Source organism: Halobacteriovorax sp. RT-2-4, assembly GCF_047085445.1.
Classification (GTDB): domain Bacteria; phylum Bdellovibrionota; class Bacteriovoracia; order Bacteriovoracales; family Bacteriovoracaceae; genus Halobacteriovorax_A.
The window spans coordinates 597,487-614,951 of the sequence record NZ_JBKIXY010000002.1 but is presented as its reverse complement, the minus strand read 5'-3'; the positions used below and the strand labels follow the sequence as shown (position 1 = coordinate 614,951).

17 protein-coding genes are annotated in these 17,465 nt (G+C 37.3%); 12 read left to right on the top strand and 5 right to left on the bottom strand.

Annotation, left to right across the window (positions count from 1 at the left end; genetic code table 11):
• The first annotated feature begins 14 nt into the window (after positions 1 to 14).
• From ACMAYL_RS13370 to ACMAYL_RS13345, 6 genes are all read left to right on the top strand, one after another.
• A complete protein-coding gene (locus ACMAYL_RS13370; protein ID WP_393099598.1) occupies positions 15 to 635 on the top strand; it encodes a hypothetical protein in 621 nt (206 codons plus the stop codon).
• A gap of 132 nt (positions 636 to 767) precedes the next feature.
• On the top strand, positions 768 to 1,430 hold the full coding sequence (locus ACMAYL_RS13365; protein ID WP_103219226.1) for a thymidine kinase: 663 nt from the start codon (positions 768 to 770) through the stop codon (positions 1,428 to 1,430).
• A complete protein-coding gene (locus ACMAYL_RS13360; RefSeq protein ID WP_103219227.1) occupies positions 1,414 to 2,229 on the top strand; it encodes a uracil phosphoribosyltransferase in 816 nt (271 codons plus the stop codon). Before ACMAYL_RS13365 ends, ACMAYL_RS13360 begins: the two co-directional genes overlap by 17 nt.
• 17 nt (positions 2,230 to 2,246) lie before the next feature.
• Positions 2,247 to 2,759, top strand: coding sequence for a hypoxanthine phosphoribosyltransferase (gene hpt / locus ACMAYL_RS13355; protein ID WP_412471237.1), 513 nt, complete (start codon positions 2,247 to 2,249; stop codon positions 2,757 to 2,759).
• The gene (locus ACMAYL_RS13350) at positions 2,752 to 3,774 is read left to right on the top strand and encodes a hypothetical protein (protein ID WP_158246952.1); all 1,023 of its coding nucleotides are present in this window, start codon (positions 2,752 to 2,754) and stop codon (positions 3,772 to 3,774) included. The genes hpt and ACMAYL_RS13350 overlap by 8 nt, the downstream gene beginning before the upstream one ends.
• Positions 3,771 to 4,745: a hypothetical protein gene (locus ACMAYL_RS13345; RefSeq protein WP_103219230.1), complete on the top strand. Its 975-nt coding sequence runs from the start codon at positions 3,771 to 3,773 to the stop codon at positions 4,743 to 4,745. The genes ACMAYL_RS13350 and ACMAYL_RS13345 overlap by 4 nt, the downstream gene beginning before the upstream one ends.
• On the opposite strand, the gene ACMAYL_RS13340 is transcribed toward ACMAYL_RS13345, so the two are convergent.
• Positions 4,714 to 5,223 (bottom strand): hypothetical protein, encoded by a 510-nt coding sequence (locus ACMAYL_RS13340; protein WP_392993051.1) that lies wholly within the window; start codon positions 5,221 to 5,223, stop codon positions 4,714 to 4,716. The genes ACMAYL_RS13345 and ACMAYL_RS13340 overlap by 32 nt on opposite strands.
• Before the next feature lie 23 nt (positions 5,224 to 5,246).
• On the opposite strand from ACMAYL_RS13340, the gene ACMAYL_RS13335 reads away from it, so the two are divergent.
• The 5 genes from ACMAYL_RS13335 to smpB are packed head-to-tail and all read left to right on the top strand — an operon-like array spanning position 5,247 to position 9,961.
• Positions 5,247 to 6,185: a calcium/sodium antiporter gene (locus ACMAYL_RS13335; protein WP_103219232.1), complete on the top strand. Its 939-nt coding sequence runs from the start codon at positions 5,247 to 5,249 to the stop codon at positions 6,183 to 6,185.
• 51 nt (positions 6,186 to 6,236) lie between these two features.
• Complete coding sequence (locus ACMAYL_RS13330) at positions 6,237 to 7,571, top strand: HD domain-containing phosphohydrolase (RefSeq protein WP_392993047.1); 1,335 nt, start codon at positions 6,237 to 6,239, stop codon at positions 7,569 to 7,571.
• Between the two features lie 45 nt (positions 7,572 to 7,616).
• Positions 7,617 to 8,699: a tRNA (adenosine(37)-N6)-threonylcarbamoyltransferase complex transferase subunit TsaD gene (tsaD, locus tag ACMAYL_RS13325; RefSeq protein WP_158246953.1), complete on the top strand. Its 1,083-nt coding sequence runs from the start codon at positions 7,617 to 7,619 to the stop codon at positions 8,697 to 8,699.
• Positions 8,700 to 8,701: 2 nt separating this feature from the next.
• Positions 8,702 to 9,508, top strand: a complete 807-nt coding sequence (rsmA, locus tag ACMAYL_RS13320) for a 16S rRNA (adenine(1518)-N(6)/adenine(1519)-N(6))-dimethyltransferase RsmA (RefSeq protein WP_412470272.1) — start codon at positions 8,702 to 8,704, stop codon at positions 9,506 to 9,508.
• Between the two features lie 3 nt (positions 9,509 to 9,511).
• A complete protein-coding gene (gene smpB, locus ACMAYL_RS13315) occupies positions 9,512 to 9,961 on the top strand; it encodes an SsrA-binding protein SmpB (RefSeq protein WP_103219236.1) in 450 nt (149 codons plus the stop codon).
• 24 nt (positions 9,962 to 9,985) lie between these two features.
• On the opposite strand, the gene ACMAYL_RS13310 is transcribed toward smpB, so the two are convergent.
• From ACMAYL_RS13310 to pal, 4 genes are read right to left on the bottom strand one after another with little or no spacing between them, the layout of a single operon-like run.
• Positions 9,986 to 11,590, bottom strand: a complete 1,605-nt coding sequence (locus tag ACMAYL_RS13310; RefSeq protein ID WP_412463340.1) for a multiheme c-type cytochrome — start codon at positions 11,588 to 11,590, stop codon at positions 9,986 to 9,988.
• 8 nt (positions 11,591 to 11,598) lie between these two features.
• Positions 11,599 to 12,384: a tetratricopeptide repeat protein gene (locus ACMAYL_RS13305; protein WP_103219238.1), complete on the bottom strand. Its 786-nt coding sequence runs from the start codon at positions 12,382 to 12,384 to the stop codon at positions 11,599 to 11,601.
• Between the two features lie 24 nt (positions 12,385 to 12,408).
• On the bottom strand, positions 12,409 to 12,720 hold the full coding sequence (locus ACMAYL_RS13300; RefSeq protein ID WP_103219239.1) for a DUF4398 domain-containing protein: 312 nt from the start codon (positions 12,718 to 12,720) through the stop codon (positions 12,409 to 12,411).
• 10 nt (positions 12,721 to 12,730) lie between these two features.
• Positions 12,731 to 13,222 (bottom strand): peptidoglycan-associated lipoprotein Pal, encoded by a 492-nt coding sequence (gene pal, locus ACMAYL_RS13295; RefSeq protein WP_103219240.1) that lies wholly within the window; start codon positions 13,220 to 13,222, stop codon positions 12,731 to 12,733.
• 520 nt (positions 13,223 to 13,742) lie between these two features.
• On the opposite strand from pal, the gene ACMAYL_RS13290 reads away from it, so the two are divergent.
• The gene (locus ACMAYL_RS13290) at positions 13,743 to 17,417 is read left to right on the top strand and encodes a hypothetical protein (protein ID WP_412471236.1); all 3,675 of its coding nucleotides are present in this window, start codon (positions 13,743 to 13,745) and stop codon (positions 17,415 to 17,417) included.
• Positions 17,418 to 17,465: the final 48 nt, after the last annotated feature.

Here is a 17,465-nt window from a genome sequence, read left to right as displayed (position 1 = left end):
TTTATCCGAAACTTGTGAACTCTAATATAGCTCACCACAGGTTAGAGATAGAACGCATCAAAGAAGCGAGGCTTTTTGAGATCGTTAAAGAGGAGAGTGAGCGTGGAGTTAATTTAAAGTTTGCAGACTTCGCTCTAGCTTCATGGCCCTTTGTTTTCATTTATGGACTATACTCTCTTGCACAAATTCATATTGGAATAAATCTTGCGGGGAAAATGGCCGAAGATGGTTTCTTGCCAGCAATCTTTTCTTCAAGTGAATTTCAACAGAAGCTTTTTCTCTTTTCGACACTTTTTAAAGTCGTCTTCTTTCCACTTTCTGCTTGGGTATTTGTTAAGTTCTGGCGTTTAATTATCACAATGTTTGCAAGTCTATTCGATAAAGATCTAAAGGATATTGAGTTAGAAGATGTGATAGCAGGTGCGTTAGTTGGGAATTTCTTCTTAATCATCCCAATTTTTGGAGATTTTTTAAAATTTATTTCTCAAGTGATCTACTTGTACTTTGGACTGCGTTATAATCTGCAATTCTCATTTGTGCAGAGCTTCTTCATCCTTATGTCTCCGTTATTACTCATCGTGGGCTTCATGCTCTTTATGGTGATGTACCTAACGCTCATGATAAGCTTTATTTAGTCTTTACGCGTTGAGCGCATTGCCTTCCTTTTTTGAAAGAAGATGTAAGTGGCCTAAAACTGGCCCGGCCGTCATAATAGAATTTAGAGACACAACACAAAAAAAATCTGACATTAAGAGGAGTTTAAGTCAATGTACGCAAGTCACGCACACGCAACTGGTGGCATTGAAGTCGTATGCGGCCCAATGTTTTCTGGAAAAACGGAAGAACTTATCCGTCGAGTAACTAGAGCACAAATTGCTCGTCAAAAAGTTCAAATTTTCAAGCCTGTTATTGATGATCGCTATCACAAGACAAATGTCGTAAGTCACTCGTCACGTCATGTGGAAGCTGAGCCTGTCAAAGACGCAGTTGAAATCTTACAGAAGGTTTATGATTCAACTCGTATCGTGGCAATTGATGAGGTTCAATTCTTTGATGCAACAATTATCAAAGTTGTTTCAAAGTTAGCACGTCGTGGTATTCGCGTTATCTGTGCTGGTCTTGATCAAGATTTCAAATCAAAGCCATTTGGTCCAATGCCTGAGCTTTTATGTATTGCTGATGATGTTATGAAGATTCAAGCGATTTGTACTGTTTGTGGCGCACCTGCTTCGAAGTCTTACAGACTACCATCTGACAATAATAAAACAGTATTAGTAGGTGAGGCCGATCTTTACGAAGCTCGTTGTCGTGCTCACTTCGATTACTACGAAGAAGATGAAGATGTTAAGGCATTTTCGATTTCACTTGGAGGCCTAAAAGAGGTAAACTCTAATGGCGAGGTGAAATTGAACAATGAAAACACAATCTAAAAATTCGAACCAATATAAAATTAGTCAAATCGAACATAAGTATGGAGAGAATGTTTTTATTCTCTCCAATCCTCTTGCTGAAAGTTTACTTGCACGCTTCTCAAGCGAAGGTGTTATTCAGCCAGAATTAAATCACTTAATTCATAAACTCTATTTCATTTTATTAGAATCTGTTTTAGGAAACTCGTTTCCTAAAGAAGTCGTGGAAGTGCGCTCTCGTATGGCCGGATTAACAGAGAAGGCCATCTTTAAACAAGAGGTGATAAAAAGGGAACAGCCAGTTCTTTGTGTAGACCTTGCTCGCGCGGGAACTTTTCCAAGTCATATCTGTTTTGAGAATTTAAATTACTTTTTAAATCCTGAACTAATTCGCCAAGACCATTTCTATGTTCAGCGCAAAGTCGATGAGAATGAGCAGGTCATTGGTGTTGATGTTTCGGGCTCAAAAATTGGTGGTGGCCAAGAAAATGCAATTGTTCTGCTTCCTGATCCAATGGGAGCAACTGGTGGCTCAATGTCGTTTGCCGTTGGTCATTATAAAGACAAAGTTAAAGGGCGTGCACTTAAGTATATTTCACTTAATCTTATCGTAACTCCTGAGTATATTAAGAGAATGCAAAAAGATCATCCAGATGTTGAAATCTATGCTCTTAGACTTGATCGTGGGCTATCTCCAGATCATGTTCTTAAAACAATTCCTGGAACACTGTGGGATGAAGAAGTTGGGCTTACTGGAAAGCAATATATTGTTCCGGGCGCAGGTGGCGTTGGGGAAATTTTAAATAATTCATTTGTATAGGAATTGGGGAAGAATTCATGGCAATCGAAACTTATTTTTCTGAAGAGAAAATTAACGAAAGAATCAAAGAGCTTGCAACTAAGATTGATTCAGACTTTCAAGGTGAGGAAGTTGTGATCATTGGCGTGCTTAACGGAGCCTTCGTTTTTGTGGCCGATCTAATTCGCCAAATGAGTTCTCCTGTATATTTTGACTTCATTGGAGCAAGTTCTTACAAAGGGACTGAAAGTACTGGAAAGGTTTCCATTACAAAAGATATTAAAGTCGATATCAAAGATAAGAATGTTATTCTTGTTGAAGATATCGTGGACACAGGTCTTACAATTAGTGAGCTAACGAAAATATTAAAAGAAAGAGGACCTAAGACAATTAAGCTAGCGACTCTTTTACATAAGAAAGTAAAAACACAACACGAAGTTCAAATTGATTACCTCGGCTTTGAAATTGAGGATAAATTTGTTATCGGCTATGGGCTTGACTTTGATGGCCGCTACCGAGAGCTTCCGTTTATTGGAATTTATAATGGATAATATGATTGCCAAGGCCGAAGGATCGGTTCGCGTTGACCTTCTTGGTGGAACTCTTGATATTGTTCCACTAAATCAGGTCTTAAGACATACAATTACTCTTAATCTTGCAACTTCTCTTAAGGCCAAGGTTAAGGTTGAAGAAATAGAATTTGAGGGTGTTGAGTTTGTTTCAGTTGATTACGATTCGGTAACAAGACACTCTAGCGTAGAATTCACATACGAAGACTTTGATAGTGATACATTTGGAGCTTTATCTTTTCTAGCCCAAATTCTTCATCACTTTAAATTAACTAGTGGTATTCGTTTAACGACAGAGTCTGGTTCTCCTCCGGGGGCAGGCCTTGGTGGTTCGTCTTCTATGGGAGTAACTGTTTATAAGGCCCTGTGTGACTATTGTGGAGTTGAGTTTCATCGCCAAACTGCGATTAATACAGTTCAAAATATTGAGGCCAAGATTTTAAATAAGGGCCCTTGTGGGTATCAGGATTATTATCCTGCTCTTTATGGTGGCGTACTTGCTCTAAAGGCGACAAATAGTTGTATTGAAGTTGAGCAGCTCTACAATGAAGAATTTAAGAGCTTTGTGGAGTCACACTTAACACTTGTGTATTCAGGACAACTTAGACTTTCGGCCATTAATAATTGGCAAGTTTATAAAGACTTCTTTGATAATCAAAATGGTGTAAGAGAAGGGCTTGGAAAAATTCGTGATTTAACTTTTAGCGCATACAATGCAATTCGAAATGGTGAGTACGATGACTTTCTTGGAATGCTTTGCCAAGAGGGTGCGCAAAGAGAAAAGCTATTTTCGGGTATTGTTACAGATGATATGCGAGATATTTATAATAAACTTCGTGAAAAAGACTTGGTTATTGGAATGAAGGTTTGTGGAGCTGGCGGAGGCGGATGTTTCTTACTGGCACATGGCCCTCAGCATAAGTCCCAGGTTTTAAAAGAACTAGCACGTGTAAAAGATATGCAAGTGTTAGAGTTTAGTGTTGAGAAACCGCTATGAATTTAAGCTTCAATCGTGTTGCAGGACTATCAATGAAAGGTGGACGAAGAGATAATTTCTTCTTCTGTCTTCTTGATCATCACGAGGGAAGCGGACGCTGGTTTTTAAAATCAATTCTACATGTAAAAGATGAAGTTCGTGATGAAGACGTTGAAGATGGTGATGATATCCTCAATCAGTGGATAGATAAGTATAATCTTAAGCACGTAATTATCGACTTTCCATTATCGAAGCCTCCTTGTCATAACTGTGACCTTAAGTGTCCAGGTGTTGCAAAATGCCCCGTTGGCGATGTGAAGCAGGTTCGTGAAGATATTGCATCGATCTTAGAGATGGATCGAAAGATGGAAGAGGAAAATCCAAAAGAGTATGAGCGAAGGAGAAATTTTGAAGACCTCACTCATTTTGATCGCGATACATTTGTAAAAGAGTCTAATGATTTCATGCTTTCGAAGTCTTTTAAGAGAAGATTAAAGAAAGGCTTTATTCCTTACTGGAATCGCTCTCTTGATTTTTGGATATGGTGCTCTTATCACGATCAGCTATTAGAGCTCTTCAATACAACTTTTGATTCATTTGGAAATACATCTCTTATGATGCTTTCACGCTTCTCATATATGAAGAGACACTTTCCTGAAGAGTGCCAATTCTATGAAGGACATGTAAACCTCATTCTATTAGAGCTTCTAAAGAGTCGCATTGTCCTTAAAAAAAATATCGTCAATTTAACGGATCTTGATCTTGGAGTTGAGGCACGCCTTGATATCGTTAAAAAGATTGAGAATAAATTGGGAATCTTTATTTACGATAATGATCTTGAAGTTATTGTAAAAAATGTAAGGGCCTTTGACTCATTCTTACTTGCAGTTTGTGGATTGCAAAAAGCAAAGGGACAAGCTCGCAGTATGCCAGATTGGACTCTTCCTCACTTAACAAATTTTATTCTTCCTTCATTTGATCCACGTGCTTAAAGCCTAGTGCATTAAATAAAAGTAAAACCCCTGGAATCATAAACATGGCCACTCTTGGAGTATCAAGATTGAAGAGCGCTATAGAGATCATAAGCACGCCACCTGTCCATGAATAGAGTTTGATATAACTCTGTGCAAACTTTTTATTATAGAGGCGAAAGATATAAATAATTAGGTGAATAATTAAGTAGACACAAATAATTGAGATCACCGTATGGACCATTAATTGGATAACTTGATCTTGAAAGTGAGGATCTTTTATTCCATTTGCAATATTCGGATCAACAAGCCTTAGTGATTGATAAGCAATCTTAAAGCTTTCTCGATAGGTTTGCGGATTTGCGTAAACTAAATAAAGATAAAAAGCGACAAAAGCATCTGCAATCATACATGTCGAAATACTTAGAAATTTGAATTTCTTTTTGCTAAACTTAGAAAAAATATTTTTTAGAAATGAAGAGTTATTTGAATTAGTCATAAGCTAATTATTGGAAATAAAATATGGTTTTACAAGTTGTGTTATTAATTCTTGCTATTGTTATGCTTTACTATGGTGCAGAGTTCGCTCTGGAGTCAGCTGAAAAGATTGGACTTGCTCTAGGGTTATCACCACTTGTTATCGGTTTATTAATTGTGGGCTTTGGGACTTCGCTTCCAGAATTCTTCGTTTCTCAACTTGCAAGTTATCGCGGTGAGCCGGGAATTGCTCTGGGAAATATTGTCGGCTCTAATATTGCCAACCTTTTTCTAATTCTTGGTGTATCTGGATTAATGGGACGTCTTTTCATCTCTGGAACAGAAATCAAGAAACAACTTCTTCTACACCTAGCACTTACAGTAATTCTTGGGATCGTTCTTCTACAAGATCAAATCTACTGGTGGGGAAGTGCTCTACTAATTGGTTTTATGCTTTTCTATCTATGGGACACATTTGCTTCGATGAAAAAAGAGCGTGCTCACCTAGGTAATCAAGAACAGCCTCATCACATGGATGAGAAAATAGGGCCAAAAGAAATCATTCACCTTTTTGCTGGCTTTGCCCTTTTATATGGAGGGGGAGAGTTACTGGTTAAAAGTGGAACAGCTGTTGCTCTTGAGTTTGGAATTTCAAATTATGTTATTTCGGCAATTTTCGTCGCCTTTGGTACTTCGTTCCCTGAACTGGTTACGGCAATCATGACAAGTCGTAAGGGAAAGAACTCGGATATCATTACAGGAAATATTATCGGTTCAAATATTTTCAATGCGGCTTTTGTTTTAGGTAGTTTAGTGTTCTATAAAATCAAGATTGCGGAAAACTTTATACCGGAGATGTCCGCTCTACTATTTGCTTCACTATTTTTACTAGCAATCTGTTTTGCAAAAAGGGCCTTTTACCGCATCGCTGGTGGAGTTTTCCTGGCCTGCTATATTGCCATGGTCCTATACTGGGTTCGTTAAAGCACAAAGTTCCTTCTAGTTTATAAACATGGAAGTGTTAAAATAACTCCTATGAGCTTTAACGTACTAGTGGCCGAACCAGATTTTGAACTAAGTGATATTTATGTCTTGGGTATTGAAAATGCATTTCAAGGTGTAAATGTCATTCGTGTTTCAAACTTTCGCGAATTAAAATTAAAGCTTCAATCATCAAAAGATTATAAATTAATTGTCACAGACTATTTTAGAGAAGGTGATGATGATATCTTCTCATTCTATGATTCAATTGATTGTAATATCCCATCTCTTGTCATTACTTCATACACTGAAGCAGAGTTTGTTAACTTTGAAAGAGATGTAACTTATCATAAGAAAAGAGAACATCTACCAAAGCCATTTTCATTTGTTAAATTTGAAAAGCTTCTAACTCAATTAGGTGGTGTTTCTACTTTTGTTCAATCAAGTAGTGCATATAAGAAAATTAATACAGAGTACTTCTTAAGAGGAACTCTGGCCATTTGTGATACATACGTAAAGCTTAGTGACTCTAAATTCGTAAAGGTTATTCACCGCGGAGACACATTTACGATTTCACAAATTGAGAGCTATCTTGATCGCGATATAAACTACCTCTATATCAACAAAGACGATATCGATGAGTACGTTAAGAAAGCAGGAGAGGTTTCATTTTTAAAGTATGATCCTTCAACTCCAGCAGAGCATCTTGATATAGCTCAAAAGTCCATGATGACTCTAAAGCGCCTCGTTGGCCGCTATGGAATTAGCACAGGAACATCTACTGTTGTTGATAGCTATGTTTCAAATATTTCAAAACTTGCGCAGGGAAGTCCAAAACTTCGAAACCTTTTAAAAGAGCGCGAGAATATGACAAATTATCTCTACGATCATTGTTATCTAACAAGCCTCTTTGCCGTTGAAATTTCAAAGCAACTTGAGTGGGGGAAGAAAGATAATATTGAAACTCTTATTCGAACAGCTGTCTTTCATGATCTTCTACTTGAAGATGAGGCCCTTGCTCGTATTTCGTCACAAGAAGAATTACTTAAGGCCGAGCTTACAGATTATGATAAGAACCTTGTCCTTGGGCACGGGCGCTTAATTAGTGAGATGCTTGAGAAGGAAGGGCTGGCAGATCAGAATATGTATGAGATTCTGATTAACCACCACGAAAGGCCAGATGGGTCCGGATTTCCTCGTGGACTTTATGCGAATCAGATTAAGCCACTAACGGCCGTCTTTATTGTTGCCCATGAACTTGCTAAGCAAATTGAGCTTCGAAACTACAATCTCGACGAAAGCCGTACTATTTATCAGTACTTAGCGGATAATTTCGGGCGCGATCACTTTGAAAAAATCATCAAAATTGTCGATAAAATCTTAAAATAATGATAGGGTGCATCTTATTATTTAATCGTAAGAACGGAATATTTCGTGGCCACTAAATATATTTTAGGTATTGAAACAAGTTGTGATGATACATCAGTAGCAGTTCTAAAGGGAGATCCTGATAAGATTTCTCAAGGTGAAGTGCCTGAGGTGTTGGCCTTTGAGCTATTTTCTCAAGAACAAATGCTCGCCCAATGGGGTGGAGTTGTTCCAGAAATTGCCTCTCGAAATCATCTTGAAAAATTAGCACCTCTTATCAAGCAAACAATTGGTAAGGCCGGTGTAAACCTTTCTGATATTGATCTTGTTGGTGTGACGACTTTCCCTGGACTGCTAGGCCCATTACTTACAGGACTTAATGCTGCTAAGACAATTTCTCTTTTAAAGAAAGTTGATCTCTTTGCAGTAAACCATCTCTTTGCTCACCTGGAAGCAATCCACTTAACAGAAAAAGTCTCATATCCATACTTAGGACTTCTCGTAAGTGGAGGACACAGCCTCTACACACTTGTGAGCGCAAGTGATGAGATTGAAGTTCTTGGCTCAACAATTGATGACGCCGCTGGTGAAGCATATGACAAAGGTGGAAAGCTAATGGGGCTAGGCTATCCTGCTGGTCGCATTATTGATGATCTTGCAAAAGAAGGTGATATTAATCGCTTTGAGTTTCCAATTGGGCTTAAGACATCAAAAGATTGCAACCTAAGCTTCTCTGGTGTGAAGACATCTTTAAGAACCTTCCTCGATAAGAATCCTCAGTACCTTGTAAAGTCGCCAGAAGATATTAATCAAGATACAAAAGATATTTGTGCTTCTTATCAGCATGCTATCGTTTCAGCTCTTAAACTTAAGCTACGTTATGCACTTGAAGCTGCAAAAGAGAAGGGATTTAATAATCTTCCAATTGTTGTTGGTGGTGGAGTTGCTTGTAATAGCTATCTTAGAAAAGTGTTGCAAGAAAAGTATAAGCAGGTACATTTTGTACAGCCGAAATTTTGTACCGACAATGGTGCAATGATCGCTAATTATGCTTTTAGAAACTATAATAGTCGTATCCAGTATCCTGATACACTGAGTATCGATGCCAGATCACGATTTATTAATAAGAAAGAACATAGGAAGGCCTAATCATGGAAGAATCAAAATCAAAACTACCTTGGGCCAATAAAGAACTCGGTCAGCACTTTTTAAATAATCAAAATATCATTACTAAAATTACAGATGATTATGCAGATGTTGCAAAGAATATCATCGAAGTTGGACCTGGTCCTGGAATCCTAACAAAGCATCTTGCTGCTCATGATGGCAATCTTAACGTTGTTGAAATGGATACTCGTATGATCGAATATCTTGGACCAATCGTTAAAGAAGAAAATATTCTTTTCACAGATGCCCTTGCGCTAGATTTTGATCAATTTATTAGCGATAAGAATATTAGTGACGAGTTATGGCTGGTTTCAAACCTACCATACAATATCTCGACACCACTTCTTTTAAAATTTCTTCAAACACCAGCAATTAAGTATATGACGCTGATGTTTCAAAAAGAAGTTGCTGATAAGGTTTTTGCCTTTGCTTCAAAGAAGAATTTCATGGGGTCTTTAATGGCCCTATCACAAACATATTTTAAGACATCTTTGCTTGTAAAAGCGCCTCCAGGTGCCTTTACACCTCCGCCAAAGGTTGACTCTGCTGTAATTAGCTTTGAGCGCCTGGAGAGTCCAGTGATTCCTCTGTCTGAATTTAGTAAATTTGAGAAATTCTTAAGAGCTGTCTTTCAATTTAAGAGAAAACAGCTTGGAAAAGTTCTTAAAACTTATGCTCCAGCAGATAAGATTGCCGAGGCCCTGGCCAAAATCAATCAGCCTTTGACAGTTAGAGCAGAAGCGCTAAAATTAGATGACCTTCAAAATTTATATAAGTATCTAAATGAGTAAATAATGGGAAAGAAAATAATCGCCAAAAATAAAAGAGCAAAGTTCGACTATCAAATACTTGAACTTTACGAAGCAGGAATGATGTTAGTGGGAACTGAGGTTAAGTCTTTGCGCGCTGGAAAAGTCTCAATTGGTGAGTCCCATATTACAATTGATAAGAACGGCGAAGTTTGGGCCAATAATATCAAAATCCCTGAATACGAATTTGGAAATCAATTCAATCACGAAGAGGCGAGAAAGAGAAAACTTCTTTTAAATGAAAAGGAAATTGCTGAAATCGCTCACCGTGTGAAGGCCGAAAGGCTTACGATTGTTCCAACGATCATCTATTTTAAAGGCTCACGTGTTAAGCTTGAAATTGCTCTTGCAAAAGGGAAGAAGCTTCATGATAAGAGATCTGATCAGCAGAAAAAAGATGTTGAGAAGAAGCTAAGAAAAGGGGACTATCAGTAAGAAACTGAAGTCCCCGTCGTATTTTTAGTGTGTCATTTTTTGATACATTTTATCGAAGTACTCGTCATTTACTCCAGAATAAATTCCATCGCGATCTTTCTTATACCACTCTGGTGATTGGTCACTAGTGTGACAACCAAGACATTTATTCTTAATGGCCGCTTTTGTATGAGCCTTTTTTTGTGTCTCATCTTCAATGGCAAATGGGTGATCTGTTACCATCGAGTGGCAGTTTAGACACTGAACATTAGCAAATGAGTGCTCCACATTGTGTTTCTCATTGGCCTTATCCCATGCAACGCGAATTGATTTTATTTTTTTAGGATCAAGCTTGCGAACAGAAGCAACACCACTAAAGGCCTTTGATACATCCTGCCAGTACTTTTGTTTGTGAGCATTAAATTTGGCATCACTTGTTTTTAAATCTTTAAAGTGCACGATATCGTTGTGGTTGATATAGCCACCTTCTTCATTCATTCCAAGAGAGTGACACTGCATACAGCTCGTTTTATTCTCTTCTTTGGCAATCATAAGAGTTCCAAAAGAAATCGCGTGAGGTGTCTTGGCCCAGTGATCACCTTGATCTGAGTGACATTCAAGACAGCTCTTAGTATCGGCAAGCTTTTTAATACCACTATCAGCAAAGCTTAGGCTTTTTTGTTCTTTATCGCGAATGCTATCAAGCTCTTGTTTGTGATTATTGATGTAGCTTGTAAAAGGGTTATTTGGAATCCTCTCTCCCAACTGCTCACGCATTTCATGGTAAGAGAATTCTTTTTCAATTTTTTCAGTCCCTGCAGAGAAGGCGACTTCTCCGATATAGTGGTTCTTTGAGAGAACTTGAACGATTTGTGTTGTACCAACGTCAATAGAGTAATTTGTAAAACTTTGTGAGTGTGAACCAATAATCCAATCGATCATCGGGTATGTTTCAGCAAATTTCTTATCGTAATCAAGTCCAGCATGGGACATAAGAACTAGTTTATGGAGTGGGTTTTTATCATCAAAGCCAGCTTCTTTAAGCGTTGTTAATGTATTTTTAAAGTTTTTAACTGGATTGATAAATAGATCTCTAAACTCTGATTGCAAGCTTCCGGCCGCCACGATTCCTGTTAGAAAGATTGTGCTCTTTCCAAATTGAATCTTTGCATATTCTTGGTGGGGTAGGGACTTCTTATCAGCAAGGTTTGAAACGAGAACTTTAAAACTTACTTGTGAAAGTACTTCTTTGTAGAAATCAAGTCCAGCAGCTAGATCCTGATCTCCTGGGATTGTGTATTTAAGCCCAAGTTTATCTAATCCTTTTGCAAGTGATAAGGCCGCAAATTTCTGAGACTTTTCAATATGGCCAGGAACAACTGATGAAGGAAAGAGCATATCACCAGTGTCAATATAGAGGTATTGATGATCCTTTTTAAAATCACTCATAAAGCCTGCAACTTGCGGAAGACCTCCTAATGGAAATTGGCGGCATCCACATGGGTGAGTCTCTCCTGAAATTGAGTGAGAGAAGAGGATTGAAAATTTTGGTCCTTCAATTTTTAACTCTTCACTATCGCGATCCAGGTCAATAATACTTTGACACGAAAGTGCGAAAGTTAAGCTTAGGAGTCCTAAAATTTTTTTCATGCTATTCCTTATTTTTTGTAGCTTGCTAATAACTTTTTAGCAGTAGGGACGTGGCGACTTTTTGGGAATGACTTAAGCATCTCCTCAAGTGTCACAACTGCTTGTTCGGCTTGGCCTTGTCTTTTAAAAGTTCTGGCCAAATAAACTAGTCCATTAGCATTGTAAGCAGACGAAGGCATTGATGTATAAAGAGTTGAAAAGTATGTGACAGCATCGTCATTTCTTTTTTGGATATACGAGATCATTCCTAGATTGTGAATGATACGACCTCTTCTTTTACCTTTGATTTTATTTTCATTATAGAGTTTTTCAAGAATAGGACGAGCTTCGCTGTATTTACCTTTTCCATAAAGAAACATGGCCTGATCATAAGGTGAGCGACTTTTTGCTTTCGCTATCTCTTTTCTTTCAGTTTCTTTTTTTTTTAGGAGTGCTAATACTTCCTTGATGAACTTATCTTGTTCTTCAATCTTAGCTGTAAGCTTTGTTACCTCATCAGTTAAGACAGTATTCTGTTCTTCTAGTTTTAGAAGTTTTTGATCAACTGTTTCTAGCTTTTGATCCTTACCGTTTGTGTACTCTTCAAGTTGTCCTTGAAATTGAAGAACGCTATCTTGTAGCTCTTGTACTTTTGAGAGTGAATCAGCATTAAGCTTTTGATTCTGTTGCATTTGCACAGACATCGTATTGATCTTTTGTTCGCGCTCAATTTGTTCTTGTGTTTTACAAGATGTCATTGAAGCACCCATTAAAATTGTTAATGTAATCGTTGTAAGTAGGGAAGGTTTCTTCATGAGAAATTCTCCGAATAAGATATATTAAATGCTATCGAGAGTTTTCTTACGATATGCCTTGAACTCGGCCTTTTCTGAGAATTGCTTAGATAGAATGGCGTACTTCTTAGCTTTGTTAAAGAATTTTCTCTTGTAGCTTGATTTTGCTTTTAAGTAGTAGAATTCGGCTTTTCGGTAAAGGTTAGGGGCGAGTGTTTGTCCGCCAGCTTCCTTGGCCGCAAGGAAAGCAACCTGTGCATAAGTCATTTCTAACTTCGGGCGTACGGTCGTTAGACCGCAGCTACCCAAAGATAGAAGTAAAATTAAAAATGTGATTTTATTTTTTAATTCTTTCATTTTTTAAAGATTACTTAGCAATAATTACGAAGTTTCCTCTTCTGTTTTGTGACCAAGAATCTTCATTGTGACCAAATGAAATTGGTCTTTCTTTACCGTAAGAAGTAGTAGAGATTCTTGAAGCATCAACACCAAGAGCTACTAGGTAGTTCTTAATTGCACGTGCACGGTTTTCACCAAGTGCCATGTTGTACTCACGTCCACCTCTTTCATCAGCGTGACCTTCTACTTGTACTTCAACAGAAGTATTTCCTTTAAGGAAGTCAGCGTTTGCTTCAAGAGTTGCTTTAGTTGATGAGCTAAGTCCTGATGAATTAAATGCAAAATAAACAGTTCTTAGTGCACCAGCTTTACCTGAATCTGAGTCACCATTCACTTCAAGAGAAGCATTGCTGTAATCAACAGATTCTACAGAAGTTGTGTCATCAGTTTTTGATGATGAACCACATGAAGTCATAACTAGTGCAGAACCTAAAAGTAATAGTGTAAAAAGCTTTTTCATTTGTTCCCCCTTTCCATTTTATGTAGAGATTTTATTGTTATCTGGAAAATAGCTATACCTATAAAGTATATAATAAATTTAGGTGTTTAGATACCGGCAGAAAAGGAGATTTCACTAGAGTAATTTGCTCGGGTTATTAAAAACCCATACTTGATTGACTTTATCTTTTGAAAAATGTCTTTTTCCAAAATAAGGAAATCTTCAAATAATTGCCAAGTATTTAAGTAAAGAAAAAGTAAAGTTTAACAAGAGCTATTTACAATGTGATTCGCTCAAAATAATGTTTATTTGAGGTTATTGAAAAGTCCTTATCTTGTGTGTAAAAGCCTGGCCGCCGTCTTTTCCTGTCTCTGCTTAAGTTGCGGCCAGGCATTTTTCAATCCTCAAATTTATAATTAAATCTCAAGTTGCTTTAATACTCCTCACAAAATTTAGATGCACTGAGACTGTTGGTAATACCAATGGGCGGTTTTTTGTGCATAAAGTTAGTCTTTTGAACTTTTAGAAGAAGGGGAGAAATATGAATACAATTGGAATTAGTAAAAAATTAGTTATTTTATCACTTATGGCCGTTGCTTCACATGCAACATTACCTGATGAAATTGATTATCAAAAGTATTCGAAGCTTTATGATACTTCGAAGGCCCAAAGCCATTCAGCGATGTTTAAAGTAGAAGAGCTAAAAGCTGAAATTATGAAAATCGCTGAGCTTCTTGAAGTTAATACTCACGATGTTGAATTAACTCAGAAAATCGTTGCTGATGCGACTGCTATGATTGATCAATTAAGCGGGGAAAGCGAAATTCTCGAAGTTAACTTAAATGAGCTAGTTAGAGAACAGGGGCAAGTAGAAGAGCTCTTAGTTTCTGTAAAAAAGGAACTGAGTGAAGGTCAAGTCATCATTAGTAATAATGAGGCCATGCTTACATCTCTTAAAAAGAGTGTTGAACTTGAGCAGTCAATTCTAAAAGAAACAATTGCACAACTTGATGCTAATAGTCGTTTAGCTAAAGAGAATGAAGATCAACTTATCTCTTTAAAGGCAAGAGTTACTCTTTTAAGTAAGCAAACTGATAATAAGTCTGTTGAAGTGAAGAGCTTAACGAATGAGTACAGTAGTGTACTTAGTAAAGTCTCTAAGAATAAGAAGCAGCTCGATACTCTTTTACCAAAAGTTAGACCATTAGAATTAGAAATGGAAAAGCTTGATAATTTTGTTGCCCGAAAAAGAGAAATCTTTCGTTCAGCAAAACTTAAGGCCGAAGAAATTAATATCGACTATAACGAGCAAACAAGTAATATTCGTCCTCTTTTAAGAAAGAGAGATACAATTCTTGCAAATCTTAGTGTTGAAAAGAAAGAATATTCTAAAACTCATGTTGCCCTCATTAAGTACCAAGAAATTATGGATACTGTTAAAGAAGAAGCAACTGCTCTTGAAGCTGAGATTGAAAGAATTGAAGCAGATCAAACGATTAAAAAACATGAATTAGAAAAGATCGAAATCGACTTACTACAGTTAGGTGATGATCAGACTTCTCAAAGAAAAGATTTACTAGCTAGAAAGTTACTCGTTGAAGGTGAAATTAAAGCATTAAATGATGATTTCCAAGCTGTTAAAAAGAAACTTTCAGTAGTTGAGTACAGGATTAAAGAAGGCGATTTAAAGCTAATGTTCCTTGAAAAACAATATATTAGTGCTGAGAAGAAACTAAGATATCAAGAGTCACTACTTGTCTCTGTTGATGAGAGGATTATTAGAACTGCTCCACGATTTAAACAAGTCGAAGCTGCTCTAGAAGAAGCTAAGTTAGAGTTAAAACGTTCTCAAGATGATCTTGGTGCATCGATCAATGATTATGAAGAAGTGAAGCATAAACTTACTGTTTTAAATGGTGAGATTAAAGTGCTTAGTGAAGAAGGTGCTGATCTTAGAAAGAAAGAGCTTCTTGCAAAGGATAAGCTAAGAGTTGCTCAAGTGTCTCTTAAAGAACTTAAAGAAGAGCATGTAAATACTCAAAATAAACTCGTTGAAACTGAAGTGAATTCAGGAAAGATCTCAAGAAATCAAACGACTCTTGAATCAAATCGTGACTTACATCAGAAGAAAATTTCAAGTCTTAATGACAAGATTTTTGAAACTAAAAAAATGTCTGAAGATACTGCTAAGAGAACAGAAGAGTTAAATATCATTGTTTCTGAAAAGACTAAGAGAAAATCTGAGCTTACAGATGAAATCATAACAACACGTTCTCGTCTTAGAACAAATTCTTCTGCTATCGTTGAAAATCAAGCGGAACTTAAGGCCGGTCAGGATTTCTTGGCCAAGCTAGAAAAAGAAAGTACAGAACTTCTTATGCGTAAGACTAAGAGTGAAGAAACTCTAATTGTCTCTGAAGCAAGAGCAGAAGAATTAGAGCAAAAAACTCAAGATGCTCGAATTAAGTTTGAAACTCGTCAAAACCTATTCAATGAGTATGTAAGTGAGTCTAAGGTTCTTGGACAAGTTGATGCTATTACTGATGGTGCAAGTATTGGTTCTGAAACAGCATCTGCAGATGCAACAGCGGATGCTAATAAGTACGGTGGTCTAAATGGTCAAAGCGTAGGAGAGTTAGATAGCTACCTTGTTGGTCTTGAAGAAGGACTTGAGCAAGGGAAGACTGATGGCTATGAGCAAGGTATTAATTCAAAAGAAGATTACGACCTAGGACATAATGAAGGTTATGCAATAGGGCTTCAAAATGCCAAAAATATTGCTATGGAAGAAGACTTTCACACTGCGTTTACGCAAGCAAAAGAGCTTAAGATGTCAGTTCTTCCTGACAGTCATGTTGTTCTTGTTAATAAAGTACAAGAAAAAGCTTTCTTTATGGGTGCTGTGGAAATGCCATATCTTGCTAGCCTTGATGAGAACACATCTGATGATACTCATTCAGATCATGTTCCATTTGATCTTGGAAATTCAAAAGATACTTATGAGGAAGAAGTTACTCGTATCCAAGCTGAAATAGAATCTCTTACAAGTAATATTGAAGAGATCAAAGGAAGTGCTGAATACGTATATACAGCGCCAGCTAAGATTGCAGAAGGTAAGGCAGAGCTTCGTTGTCAAAAAGTATATAAAGCGGTTGCTGAGCTAAGGGCCATTTGTGAATCTTCTTATCATGAGCTTTACGGGCAAGAGTTCCTAGCTTCACATCGAAAGGTATACTTTGAAGAGTACGATCAACTCTTTGTCGATGCCAGAGAAGAAGCGAGAACTAACGATCATGCTGACACTCGTAAGATTGGTTTTGATCGTGGACACCGTTATGGATTTGGTGATGCGATGGTTGAAGGTAAGAACGTGGCCTTCGAAAATGGAAAGAAAGATGGAGCACTTTTAGCTGAAGAGGAAAATCTTGGAGAGCTACGCGAACAAATGGCAATGGAAGGAAAAGAGAAAGGAAACGCTCTTTTTGAAGAACAAGCTGTTGTAAGAGTTGATAAGTCGAGAGGGGCCATTTTAACAAGTGGAGATCCTAGAGGACTTGCTCAAGATAGTAACTTTGGAGTTGGACTTGGACTTGTAAACTTCGGAAAGATGGCAAGTGAGAAAGGCGCTATCTCTGCAAAGGTTATTTCTACAACTGATAACGTTGAAGTTTTCGATAAGAAGGTAAACCTTATTGATCTTCCAGCAGAAACTAAGATGGATCTAAAAGATGTGATTTTTGCGAAAATTGCAAATAATGCTCAACCAGGTTCTGAAGTAATTATGGATATTGAACTTACTTATCCAGGTGATAGCTTAAAAGATAAGTATACTGAAGTGACAACTTTCAAATCTGTTGTTCTTCCTAATCCTGACATTAGATATGCGGTTTCATTCGATGAAACTGTCGAGTACGGGAAGTGTTGGCTAGGATGTAAGTATAAAACTCACGATGTTAAGTTCCAACTTAAGGGAGTACGTGACAATATCCCTGGTGAATTTAATGTTAGATTAGAGGTTCTAGAAGGTGGTAAGTATATAGATTTAAAAGAATCAGCACTTACTCTTGGGGTTCCTGGGCAAGGTAAAATTGAGTCAGGAAAACTTTCTTACAAATTTAAAGAGAAGGCTTCTGGAAAAGAGTTAAAATTCAAATTTGAAGTCCTCTATAAGGGGAGCGTACTGCATACCAAAGTTTTCAATGTTAAAGTAAAGTAATGTCAAAAGGGCCCACTTAGTAAATAGGTGGGCCTTTTTGGCCTTTAG